Raw genomic sequence first — 11,300 nt, 5'->3', positions numbered from 1 at the left:
ACCGGATGATTGTCATAGCTGTCATAAGAAACACAATGACTGTATTTGTCATCAAAAGAAACCGGATGATTGTCACTGCTGTCATAAGAAACACAATGACTGTATTTGTCATCAAAAGAAACCGGATGATTGTCACTGTTGTCATAAAAAACACAGTGATTGTATTTGTAAGCAAATGAAAGATGATGACTGTCATTTGTGCCATAAGAAACCAAATGACTGTCACTGTGACAATAAGAAACCTAAACTAGTAAGAGCATCTGCATTCAGGGCTAATAAGAATACACCACAACTTTACGAAACAGCGTTAACTCCCTCTGTAAAAGTTTTATTCCAAACTGAACAGTTTGATTTAGCGGATGAATATAATCCGCACATATCAACATTTATTCCAGCTAAGGATGGAATTTATGAGATAACAGCAAAAGTCTCGTTTTGTCCGTCAAAAAGTAAAAGCAATGATTCCTCAAAAAACAAAAAAGATAATTGCAAATGTGACTATTGCAGTAAAAATAGTTGCAACTGTGATTATTGCAGAAAACATCATCCTTCAAAAGACAAAAAAAGGAATTCTTCAAAAGAAGGAAATGTTGCATCCATTTCCATTAACGTAAACGGAGATAATTTAGATATTGTTAATGACTTCTTGGAGAAATCAAGACCTATTGGACTATTGGTTACTACAATCCTTCAGTTACAAGCAGGAGATCGGGTACAAGTTTTATTTAGCGCAGATGCAAACGGAGAAATTTTAGCAGAAGCATCTTTAACTAACTTTCAGGCTGCTAGATTCCCTTCTCCAATATAAAGGTCTTTTTTGCTATAATCTTAGTTGAGAACCTGGATATCATATTTGTTAATAAAAGTTGAGTAAACGTATGATTAGGAGCCTTGGATTCTATTTTGAGAAATTTTTGGGGTCAGATCCAACTTTCAGGGATTAACACTTTACGGAAAAAAACTTTTTTAGCAAAACTACTTGTTTTATTTTGAATACCACTATATAATAAATCTTGTTCAGAAAAGAAGTCAGCAACTAAGTAAGTTTTAAACCAAGCTCTATAGAGCTTGATTTACATACGACTTGTTAGCTCAGTGGGAGAGCACTTCCTTGACAGGGAAGGGGTCGTGGGTTCGAATCCCTCACAGGTCATCAACTAACAAAGGCTCAAATCCTTGATATAACAAGGATTTGGGTCTTTTTTTGTTTTTAAATATATAGTTCATTATATAAGACCATCATCGATTCGGTGTTTCGGCTGTTTTACGAAGAGATAGTCCCTTCAACATGCATTCATTAAATGCAATCCATTTGGCTTCCTTTTTTGATCGATTCAGTGAACTTGTTAAATCAGTCTATGTCTATTCGTGTTGGATATAATCTGCACCAAGTGAAATTATTTTTTGATGAAATCAGCCGAATTGGGGTCGACGATACTTAAGATGGTTTAATATTGTAATAATTTAACACACAAGTTAATCTTAAATTACCTAATAAGGCACAATATTAAAGGAGGAAATAGTGAGTTATCTCGGAAAGTATTTGAAAATGCCACCAACAATTGAAAAGCTCCATAAATTAGAGAAGGGTATTGAAAAAGAAGGCTACTCCTTAAGTGAATTATCCCTTTATTTAGAATTTGACTTCTCCCCTTATGAAAATACTCCTTATGATGTCATTACATTTGCTAGTACAGGAGTTGATGGAATACATTTCGGATTACTAACTGACTTCGGAACAGTATCTGATTTAGAGAATGCTTTTGTTGTATGTATTAGTCCAATGGATTTTGATTCACATATAAAGATTGTAGCAAGGAATATAAGGGAGTTTCTTAACTTGGTTTGTACAATGAAAGATGCCTTAACTATTTCTAACTTTAATATCCTGGAAGAAGAGGGTCAGTATATTCGTTTGCTTAAAGAACTAAAACAAGTAGAACCTGAAGATGAGGAATTTGAAGAGAAGGCAAACTATGTAGTGGAAAAGATAATAGCCACATTCGATAGCGAACGAATAGAAGATGTCTATCATTATGTGGAAAGAAAAGTAAGGACAGAAAGAGAGCAACAAACCATTTTACCTACTCTTGATGGGTTAGGCATAATACCTGTAGAAAGCGTTACGAGCAACCATATCCTATACAAACTTGAAAAAGATATGAAGATTAACTTGGAAAAAGTGAAATCTTTTTTTAATTCGGCAACTACAGAAAGTAAACTAGCTTTCATCAGAGATGCTCAATTTACATACTTAATTTCAGATGAGATAGAGTTAAAAGAATTGGTCATTAATGAAATGATGAAATTAGGTTTACAGGATGAAGTCGATAGATTATACGTGTTTTAGGTCCTTTTTTTGCCTAATTAACACCAGAATCATAAATTATTAGAAGGTTACTTGCAGGGGTATTTACTTAATTATAAATAATCCAAACGAGGTCTTTTTTGGAACATTAATTAAGGGGGAATTCACCAAGTCGTAAATGAAATGAAGTCAATGGAAGCCTCAATTTTACGAACCAAATGGTTCGCCGGCACCAGTTGATCTAAAGTAATCATTTCAAGTTGATCTCGCTGAATAGAATCATGTTTAGAAAGCATCCTCATCACCTCAAGTTTTAATACTTCTATATTAAAACAAAAATGACTCCAGGCAAAAGGTTCTATCTAAAGGTAACAAAGTTGATTGGAGCGGGTGTTCGAGACTCCTGCGGGAAATGCGCGTCTAGGGGAGACCCCGCAGGCGAAAGCCGAGGAGGCTCCCCGACCGCCCGCGGAAAGCGAGTGCCCTACGTTCCAATCAACGTCCAAATTGTACAAGCCATAAAAATAGACAAACTCGATTTTCATCGAGTTTGTCTACAGTCTGAGGGGACCTCATAAATGAGGTCCCCTTTCATAATGTATTACGGTAATAAAGTTTTATATTGTTCCATTAAATCACCTGCATATAAGCTTGTTATCATTAAGAAAATGGCAAGCCCGATGTATAATGAGAACCAGATGACTTTTGTTTTGAGACTCGATGAGTAATAGGATTTCTCTTTATTCCTAATTTCAGTTTGTTCTTGCACTTCTTTAAAGAAGGTTGCTGCTATTCGTTCATATGTGCCTATATTTTCAAAGTCGGTCGGTCCGTTCTGATATTCATTCGAATTAGCAGCATCCATTAAGGACCTATAAATATTTAATTTTACCTCGGTCAGCTGTTTTTCTTTTAGCTTATTATCATCAAATAACGGGATATGCCAACTCCTCATGTTGTTAAACTTTTCATGTAGTTGGCTAAATTCCATATTCCAAATATTAACCAGGCGGATTTTTTCTTCATCTGTTGTAGCTGCATATTGTTCTAGTTGCCTTAATCCAAATTGATTCAAATCAATGATGATGTCTCTTTGATTTCTGGTTGTTTCGCTGCGGAATTCTTTCCACCACTTAGAAATACCCAATAATAAGAAAAGAATTAAAAATGGATTTGGATGGAGAAACAAATATACAACCATTCCGATAATCCCCAATACCCAAAGCTTTGTGGAGATGACTCCCACTATACGTCCTCCATCAAGAGGATGCACAGGCATTAGATTAAATAGGTTAATCATGGCTCCAAGTGTAATAACTAAAAGCCAAAATGGATTTTCCGTCATCATAAATAGGGGGATGGCTGGTAGAAATGCTAATGTGCCTAATAATGGACCTCCGAAGGCAAGATAAGCTTCTTGCCTAGCATTCTTGGGTTCTTCCTTAAGAGCAATTAACGCACCGACAAAAGGGATGAAAATGGCATTGGATGTTTTGATGCCTTTTCTCTTTGCAGCAAGTAAATGTCCCATTTCATGGATATAAATTAGATAGACTAGGGCTACGGCAAATTTCCACCCGTAAACCAAGGCATATGCTCCTAATGAAACGAAAATAGAAATCAGGGAACCTACTTTCGCTATTTTCAATAGCGCAAACAACCATTTCATTTTCCCTAGGAAAAATAACCCGATTGCCCCCAAACCCACCCATCCTTTATTCGATTTAGAATCTTTCAAAATGTACCTCCTAGAATAAATGGGAAAACAGATGACTTCAGTGACACTATGTCTATCTGAGCTTCTTCTGGATTTATCATCTTGCTAATATCTTTATTATATCGTATTTCTTCTGTTCCTTTTAGGAATAATTTTCTGGAGCTTAAGATAGAGAGCACCTATCACAGAAATACTAGATGGAAGTAATGAACATGATTTTGGATAAGAAGCTGTTGATGATTCAGAAGACTACGGAAATTTGTCCCAGCAAAAGAACTGATGAAGATAGGTAAAGACCACTACATCTTTAACTAAAAAGTGTCTGCGACCAGCATCAAATAAATGAAGCGAATGAAATATGGTCTTAAACGGTACAGTCACCAGCAATATCTGATCTGATTGGGGGCGGTTTGCAATGAATCGGAAAGTATCAGAGGATAATTTTATTGTGAAAAAGGATGATAATCCCTTAGGTGTCAATATATCCGGAATAATAAAGAACTAGAGGAAAACAATGAGATAGTTTTAACTGGGAAGGGGTCGAGGGTTCGAAAAACTGCATGTGAAGGTGAATCGTTCGTTGCATGACGCTAGCCACTTTGGTACACTATGCAGAAGTGCATTTCAGCTAGGATTGACTATCGAATGATAGATATGATGCTGTCACCTTTACATAATTCAAGGTCTTTGTAAGCGATGGGGTGCTCCCGAACGAAATATGGTACAAAACCTTAACGATATAAAAGTTTTTCTAAGAAGACCATCTGTTCCCTCATACAGCAGGAGTTGTATGGGGGCTTGTATTTTATCAAGAATTTTTCTGTTTAGATGAAATAAGGAGGAAGCAATGAACAATTATAAATTGACCATTCAATATGATGGCGGGCGCTATAAAGGCTGGCAGCGACTTGGTAATAGTGATGATACGATCCAAGGGAAAATAGAAAATGTATTAACGGAAATGGCAGGGGAAAAAATCGAGATCATCGGATGCAGCAGAACGGATGCCGGTGTACATGCCTTTGCTCAAATCGCCAATTTTAAGATCGGTGAAAATCTGACTGAAGTTGAAGTCATGAGTTATTTGAATAGATATTTACCAAGAGATATCAGCATTGTCGATGTTACGCTAGTTCCTGAACGTTTTCATGCCCGTTATAATGCTAAGGATAAAACGTATTTGTATAAGATCTGGAACGAGCCATATACAAATCCTTTCATGCGAAAATACAGTATGCATGTAGAGAAAAAGCTGGATATCACAAGAATGAAAAAGGGTTGTCAATATTTTATAGGTGAACATGATTTCACTTCTTTTTCAAATGCAAAATCCAAGAAAAAATCCATGGTACGTGAAATATATGCCATTGATATAGAAGAAAATGCCGGTTTCATCGAAATTACAGTGCGAGGCGATGGATTTCTTTATAATATGGTTAGAAAGATTGTCGGGACGTTGATAGAAGTTGGGTTGGGTGAAATAGATTCTCAAAATATACCAAGTATTTTAGAGTCAAAAGAAAGAATCCAAACGGGCCGTATGGCGGAGGCAGCTGGGTTATACTTGGTAAAGGTTGATTTTTAGACCGGAAATTGATGCATGTGTTCATGCATGAAAAGTGTACAGGCAGTAGAAAAAGGGAAGTAATAGGGAAGAATGGTAAAGCGGAAAGTACGAAATAAGGAGGGATTTTCATGAGATTAGCCGGAAAGAAAATAATCAGTCTTGTGCACCATGATTTTGAAGATTTAGAACTCTGGTATCCGATTTTACGTTTAAAAGAAGAAGGGGCGATTGTTCATCTCGCCGGAGAAAAGGCGAATGAAACATACATTGGAAAATATGGTGTACCTGCCATATCTGATTATGAGTATGGCAGCATCAAAGCTGAAGAATATGATGCCATTCTTGTACCGGGCGGTTGGGCACCTGACAAAATTCGCCGGTTCCCTGAAGTGTTATCGCTCCTCCAAAGCATGGAAGAAAATAAAAAACCCATCGGGCAAATTTGTCACGCTGGTTGGGTGTTGATATCCGCGAAAATTTTACAGGGGAAGAATGTAACGAGTACACCTGGCATTAAAGATGATATGGAAAACGCGGGTGCAACTTGGATAGATGAGCCCGTCGTCGTAGATGGAAACCTTGTATCGAGCAGGCGTCCGCCGGATCTGCCGGATTATTTAAGGGAATTGATAAACGTGATTGAAAAGGGTTAAATTCATAGTACGGTGAAAAAGTGGTTTTTCCTTCTGGAAAAACCACTTTTTTTATCCGTACCCGATTTTATTTTAATAGTGATTATGATGAAGATCATTCCCTTGATTAATCCTTGATCAAATCAATATACAAATTTCCTTTTGTCCCTACGACAGCATACGAGATATCAAAAACAACAAGGTTCCTTTTTTTGAGTTCAGCCATCAACCATTCTTCATTGTAGGTGTGTTTGGTTAGGTTATCATATAAGATTTTTCCGTCATAGACCAGTTCAATCGGTACAGAACCTTCTGGGGGCAGTATTGGTAAATCCTGCTTGGAGGCATTTTGGTATTGTTCTTTTTTTAATACAGAGAGTGAACCATTGATCTCTAAAATGGCACATTCAACTTCATCTATGTTGAAAATATCTTTTCCCCGCAAAGCCTGTTTAAGAGAATCCAGTGAATACCCCATCCTTTCCATTGACTCTTCGAGAATTCTTCCTTTTTGAATTAAAGTAGCAGGTTCTCCAGCAATCCATTTCCCGAAACGCGGATTTCGAACCGCTAGAAGATTGAGCATGAAAACGACGGTACCCATAATAATGATGGAAATGATGAAATACAGGAATTTAATTTTAATATTGAATGCTAGATTTCCTGCGATTGTCCCCATCGTAATGGAAGCGATATAAAGGTGATAGGTCTTCTGGGCAATTGTCTGTTTACCGAGAAGTTGGACAAATACCCATAATAAAATAAAAGAGGTAAAGGTTCGAAAGATGATTTCAACAGATTCCGACATGAAGATTTCTCCCTTACAAAACTCCCGACAGTTCGTTTGTGATAGTATGTTCTTACACCTTGCCATTTATTCTGTATAGGAAACAGACAAGAAACCGTCTTTGATTTGGGAACCCCTCTTACATGAATTAATAGATTTAATCGATTGGTGCGATACATAAAAAAATGAATTATGAAACAACTTTCCATAAACCAGGCATTCATATAAGTGTAATATCGGGAAGCAAGCCTCTCATTACTTGCTTCTTTTTTAATTGGTTTGATGAATCCATGGATATGTTTACTTAGTATCGATTAAGAAATTTCTTCGAATAATAGTATCAAAATACATTTGTACGGGGGTATGTTTTGAGAAATATTCAGGAAATTTTCATTGACGATTTAAAAAGCATTTATAAAAATTTCTTTGTTTGTATCGTAGTCGTCTTTCTCATGTTCATTCCTTCCATTTATGCGTGGTTTAATATTGTCGCATCATGGGACCCATATGCAAATACGCAAGGAATTCTTGTCGGTGTTGCCAATAATGATAAAGGAGCGGAGTTAAATGGCGAAGCCGTGAACATAGGAAAGGAAGTCCTGGAGGGGTTAAAGGAGAATAAGGATCTGGGCTGGAGGTTCACTTCAGAAAAAAAGGCGATAGCAAAGGTGGAAAAGGGCGATTTTTATGCATCAATCATCATTCCGGAGAACTTTTCCGAACATATTGCGACAATCATGACCGATGACCCTAAGAAGGCGGAGATTGATTACTATGTTAATGAAAAAATCAATTCTATTGCTCCTAAAATTACGGCAGCGGGTGCCAACAGCATTGTGGACAATGTGAGCAAAACCTTTATCAAATCAGCCAGTGGGAGTATCCTTGCAATCTTTAATGAACTGGGAATCACCTTGCAAAACGAGTTGCCGACGATTCAAAAAATGAAGAATATGGTTTATTTATTAGAGAGTGAACTGCCTGAGCTTGAACAAAATATCAAAACCGTCCAAACACATGTTAAAAAGGCCGAAGATATCATTAAAAAGGTCAATGAAGGTTTGGATTCAATAGAAGGAATAACGTCGCAGAAGGACAAATTGGTATCGGACGTTTCTAGTTATGTAGATTCGACAAGGCAGGCATTCGAAGAGATCAATCCCCTCTTGAAAAATGATATCGCGAACATAAGGAGCGATAATGAATCCATTTTAGTGCTGGCGAACCGGTTAACGGGTCAGGGGTTGCCTGGCAATGAGTCTGATCAGCTAGTGGAACAAGGTGTAACGAGGATAAATAAAGAGCTGTACCTTTTGGACAGTATGTATAATTTATTGGTGAGAGTCAATCAATTTAATGAGAAAAACGTGCTTCAGCCAGAAATACAGCTGGTTGATGAACTAAGGGATAATGCTTCGAACCAACTTCAAGCGCTGAATGACCGAGCATACGGAAATCTTATCGAACTTGGCAGGAACAATGATCAAGTCTTGGCAAGCTTCCAGGAGAGCTATTCAAAGGAAACGGGACCAAAATTCAATGAAATCTGGAATGAAACAGAAGCAATATTGAATAATGTCCAGCTTACGATGGAGGAGGGAACCAAGGTTCTTCCTGAGGTGAGGACGCTGTTGAATGAGACCAATCGAACATTGGAAACACGTACTGAGGATATTGATAAGTTACAGAATAAGTTTCCGGAAATCGAAACGAAAATAAAGGCTCTGGCTTCTAAAATGAGGGAAATTGATAAGTCTTATAATATGGAAGAAGTGATCGATTTCCTAAGGAATGATATTGAACAAGAAAGTGAATTTTTTTCAGAACCAGTTCTGCTCAATAAACACAGTCTCTTTCCGATTCCGAACTATGGATCCGCCATGTCTCCTTTCTTTACGGCACTTTCCCTTTGGGTCGGCGGTACAATATTGATTTCCATGCTTAGCGTGGGTGTTTCTCAAAAGGTCTACAGCCCGTATCAAGTTTATATTGGGCGGTATCTAATATTTTTCATCATTGGGGTGATGCAGGCCCTTAGTGTTTCCGTTGGGAATATCGTCCTTATCGGTGTTTACGTAGCGGATAAATTTGAGTACATCCTGTTTTCCGTTCTGATAAGTACGGTATTTACACTCATTGTCTATACCTTCGTTTCCGTTCTTGGAAATGTTGGAAAAGGGATAAGCGTCGTTTTGATGGTCCTTCAAATATCAAGTTCGGGCGGCACCTTCCCCATTCAAGTCACCCCGCCCTTTTTTCAGCATATTAATCCTTTCTTGCCATTCACCTATGCTGTGGGTTTGCTTCGTGAATCTGTTGGGGGAATAACCTGGAGTGTAGCTGGCAAGGACATTTTTATCTTGATTCTCTTTTTACTATTCACGTTCATCTTAGGTGTCATTTTGAAAAAGCCTCTGCATGCAAGGACACAAAAGATGAAGGATAAATTGTATGGAAGCAGGATTTTTTAAGGTAATTGAAAGAGTGCCGGTGACCGCGGTTAACTGAAGTTGAAAATTATGGATATATTAAGCCTGAACCCTTAAAAGGGCTCAGGTTTTTTTATTTGCTGAATGGTATTTGTACATATGTATTTTTATGTAGGGTTGGAATATTTATCAATACTTTGACATTTGAATAGAAAGATACCGATAAATTAGAATTTTTGCATTTTTATAGTTGACAAAAACCATTGGATTAATCATTATTAAGAAATAATGTTTAGTAAATCGATGCGATATAAAAGTGGGGTGACTTTATGTATTTAACAATAGATGGCATTGAAAAAAGTTTTAGGAATGAAAAGAAAGAAAGCATAAAGGTGCTCGATAAGATAAACATAGAGGTCGAGAAAGGAAGCTTCGTTTCGATCGTCGGACCTTCAGGATGTGGTAAATCCACGCTCCTTTATCTGATTGCCGGCCTCGATAAGGCAGATACAGGTGAAATACGTGTAGCTGGGAAAAAAGTGGTGAAGCCAGGTCCCGAACGGGTTGTCGTGTTTCAGGAGGCGGGTTTATTTCCTTGGCTGACAGTACTTGAAAATGTTACATACGGATTGAAGTTAAAGAAAATGCCCAAAGAAGAGGCAAAAGAAAAGGCATTGGACACTTTAAAGATGGTTCACCTCAGCCGATATGTTGACTCCTATCCTCATCAACTCTCAGGAGGAATGAAACAGAGGGTTGCCATTGCAAGAGCGTTGGTTATGGAACCGGATATCCTGTTGATGGATGAGCCATTCTCCGCACTTGATGAGCAAACGAGGATGGTTTTGCATAAAGAGCTGCTCGAAATCTGGAGAAAAACTAAAGTGACGATCTTTTTCGTTACCCATAATATTCGCGAGGCTGTTCAGCTTTCCGAAAAAATTATCGTCTTTGCTACCCGTCCCGGGAAAATCAAAGAGACGATTTCCGTTCCTTCCATGAAAGATGGAGTTATGCCGGATAGTGTAACTTTGCATACAGAACAAAGGGTTCTATCGATTTTGCAGGAGGAAATTGAAAAAGTGCTGAAGGAGGAAATGGGGAATGATTACAGCTTTAAGACGAATCATATTCATCGCGATGATAGCGGGGATATGGGAAGTCACATCTAGACTTTCCAGTCTTCCGGATTTCATGTTCCCGAGCCTGACTCAGGTTTTGGAAACTCTGTTTAAGGGACTGATGAGCGGACAAATAACCGAAGCCATCGGAAAAAGCCTTGGCCGTATCCTGATCGGCTTTATGATTGCGATTATAGTAGGTCTGATATTAGGATATTTCATTTGGCGCTTTAAATTGGTCGAAGACACTTTAGGATTCGTCGTGACGGCATTACAGTCCATCCCGAGTATCGTGTGGTTCCCTTTAGCGATCATTTGGTTTGGATTGAATGATTTTTCGATCCTCTTCATCGTCACCATCGGCGCAACTTGGACGATGACGGTTAATGCAACAAGTGGCTTCCGGAATGTACCACAGTTGTATCAGCGGGTTGCCAAAACATATGGATCGACCGGGTTTCATTTTCTTCGCACGGTGATTTTACCAGCATCCGTCCCGCAAATAATATCCGGTCTCCGAATTGCATGGGCCTTTTCCTGGCGTGCATTGATGGCAGGTGAATTACTTGGCGGGGGAGGCGGTCTTGGCCAAATGCTGGAAATGGGCAGATCACTGGGACAAATGGATTTGGTCATCTCCGTGATGATCATCATCGCAATCATCGGAACAATCGTGGATAATGTCGTCTTCTCCCGTCTTGAACGCAATGTTCAACTGAAATGGGGAGTGAAGTAACGG

11 protein-coding genes and 1 tRNA gene are annotated in these 11,300 nt (G+C 38.3%); 9 read left to right on the top strand and 3 right to left on the bottom strand.

Annotation, left to right across the window (positions count from 1 at the left end; translation table 11 throughout):
- Nucleotides 1-175: 175 nt before the first annotated feature.
- From J7I90_RS28065 to J7I90_RS05860, 4 genes are all read left to right on the top strand, one after another.
- The gene (locus tag J7I90_RS28065; RefSeq protein ID WP_214770216.1) at nucleotides 176-808 is read left to right on the top strand and encodes a hypothetical protein; all 633 of its coding nucleotides are present in this window, start codon (nucleotides 176-178) and stop codon (nucleotides 806-808) included.
- Between the two features lie 273 nt (nucleotides 809-1,081).
- Nucleotides 1,082-1,153, top strand: a tRNA-Val gene (locus tag J7I90_RS05870).
- Nucleotides 1,154-1,301: 148 nt separating this feature from the next.
- Nucleotides 1,302-1,442 carry a hypothetical protein gene (locus tag J7I90_RS28060; protein WP_214769143.1) on the top strand — a complete coding sequence of 47 codons (141 nt, stop codon included), beginning with the start codon at nucleotides 1,302-1,304 and terminating at the stop codon, nucleotides 1,440-1,442.
- An 80-nt stretch (nucleotides 1,443-1,522) separates the two neighbouring features.
- Nucleotides 1,523-2,350 carry a hypothetical protein gene (locus J7I90_RS05860; RefSeq protein WP_214769140.1) on the top strand — a complete coding sequence of 276 codons (828 nt, stop codon included), beginning with the start codon at nucleotides 1,523-1,525 and terminating at the stop codon, nucleotides 2,348-2,350.
- A gap of 122 nt (nucleotides 2,351-2,472) precedes the next feature.
- Here J7I90_RS05860 and J7I90_RS27695 read toward each other — a convergent pair whose 3' ends face one another.
- Together J7I90_RS27695 and J7I90_RS05855 are read right to left on the bottom strand one after the other, a co-directional pair.
- Nucleotides 2,473-2,604, bottom strand: a complete 132-nt coding sequence (locus J7I90_RS27695; RefSeq protein ID WP_285289415.1) for a hypothetical protein — start codon at nucleotides 2,602-2,604, stop codon at nucleotides 2,473-2,475.
- A 305-nt stretch (nucleotides 2,605-2,909) separates the two neighbouring features.
- Complete coding sequence (locus J7I90_RS05855; protein WP_396020411.1) at nucleotides 2,910-3,977, bottom strand: site-2 protease family protein; 1,068 nt, start codon at nucleotides 3,975-3,977, stop codon at nucleotides 2,910-2,912.
- An 895-nt stretch (nucleotides 3,978-4,872) separates the two neighbouring features.
- On the opposite strand from J7I90_RS05855, the gene truA reads away from it, so the two are divergent.
- Nucleotides 4,873-5,610 carry a tRNA pseudouridine(38-40) synthase TruA gene (gene truA, locus J7I90_RS05850; RefSeq protein ID WP_214769134.1) on the top strand — a complete coding sequence of 246 codons (738 nt, stop codon included), beginning with the start codon at nucleotides 4,873-4,875 and terminating at the stop codon, nucleotides 5,608-5,610.
- A 110-nt stretch (nucleotides 5,611-5,720) separates the two neighbouring features.
- A complete protein-coding gene (locus tag J7I90_RS05845) occupies nucleotides 5,721-6,245 on the top strand; it encodes a type 1 glutamine amidotransferase domain-containing protein (protein ID WP_214769120.1) in 525 nt (174 codons plus the stop codon).
- A gap of 106 nt (nucleotides 6,246-6,351) precedes the next feature.
- On the opposite strand, the gene J7I90_RS05840 is transcribed toward J7I90_RS05845, so the two are convergent.
- Nucleotides 6,352-7,032: a DUF421 domain-containing protein gene (locus J7I90_RS05840; RefSeq protein ID WP_214769115.1), complete on the bottom strand. Its 681-nt coding sequence runs from the start codon at nucleotides 7,030-7,032 to the stop codon at nucleotides 6,352-6,354.
- Between the two features lie 347 nt (nucleotides 7,033-7,379).
- Between J7I90_RS05840 and J7I90_RS05835 the strand changes: the two genes are divergently transcribed.
- The 3 genes from J7I90_RS05835 to J7I90_RS05825 all read left to right on the top strand — a co-directional run bounded on the left by J7I90_RS05835 (nucleotide 7,380) and on the right by J7I90_RS05825 (nucleotide 11,297).
- Nucleotides 7,380-9,482, top strand: a complete 2,103-nt coding sequence (locus tag J7I90_RS05835; RefSeq protein WP_214769112.1) for a YhgE/Pip domain-containing protein — start codon at nucleotides 7,380-7,382, stop codon at nucleotides 9,480-9,482.
- A gap of 287 nt (nucleotides 9,483-9,769) precedes the next feature.
- Nucleotides 9,770-10,612, top strand: coding sequence for an ABC transporter ATP-binding protein (locus tag J7I90_RS05830; protein ID WP_214769109.1), 843 nt, complete (start codon nucleotides 9,770-9,772; stop codon nucleotides 10,610-10,612).
- Nucleotides 10,545-11,297, top strand: coding sequence for an ABC transporter permease (locus J7I90_RS05825; RefSeq protein WP_214769106.1), 753 nt, complete (start codon nucleotides 10,545-10,547; stop codon nucleotides 11,295-11,297). The genes J7I90_RS05830 and J7I90_RS05825 overlap by 68 nt, the downstream gene beginning before the upstream one ends.
- Nucleotides 11,298-11,300: the final 3 nt, after the last annotated feature.

Source organism: Bacillus sp. ISL-57 (assembly GCF_018613135.1).
GTDB classification, from domain to species: Bacteria; Bacillota; Bacilli; order Bacillales; family DSM-1321; genus Peribacillus; species Peribacillus frigoritolerans.
The sequence above is the reverse complement of the archived record's forward strand: the minus strand, read 5'-3'. Positions and strand labels throughout refer to the sequence as shown.